Consider the following 602-nt stretch of genomic DNA (forward strand, 5'->3'; position numbering starts at 1 on the left):
GCGAGGAAGTCCTTCGCGCGATCCGACTTCGGATTCGAGAAGAAATCGTCCTTGCGGTCGTCCTCGACGATCGCGCCCTTGTCCATGAAGATCACGCGGTGGGCGACCTTCTTCGCGAAGCCCATCTCGTGCGTGACGACCATCATCGTCATCCCTTCCTGCGCGAGCTCGACCATCACGTCGAGCACTTCGTTGATCATCTCGGGATCGAGCGCGGACGTCGGCTCGTCGAACAGCATCGCGATCGGGTCCATCGAAAGCGCGCGCGCGATCGCGACCCGCTGCTGCTGGCCACCCGACAGCTGGCCCGGAAACTTGTGCGCATGCGCCTTCAGGCCGACGCGATCGAGCAGCTTCATGCCCTTGTCGGTCGCTTCGTCCTTGCCGCGGCCGAGCACCTTGACCTGCGCAAGCGTCAGGTTCTCGGTGATCGACAGGTGCGGGAACAGCTCGAAATGCTGGAACACCATCCCGACCTTCGAGCGCAGCTTCGACAGGTTCGTCTTCTTGTCGCCGACCGACTGGCCGTTCACGAGGATCTCGCCCTGCTGGAACGGCTCGAGGCCGTTGACGGTCTTGATCAGCGTCGACTTGCCGGAGCC

General features: G+C 63.1%; 1 protein-coding gene. It reads right to left on the minus strand.

Annotated elements, in window-relative coordinates:
- A partial coding sequence (locus tag WS75_RS10430) for an amino acid ABC transporter ATP-binding protein (RefSeq protein WP_059680421.1) occupies positions 1 to 602 on the minus strand: 602 nt, incomplete at both ends.

The sequence above is a fragment of the Burkholderia sp. FL-7-2-10-S1-D7 genome (assembly GCF_001524185.1).
In the GTDB taxonomy this organism is placed as follows: Bacteria; Pseudomonadota; Gammaproteobacteria; order Burkholderiales; family Burkholderiaceae; genus Burkholderia; species Burkholderia diffusa.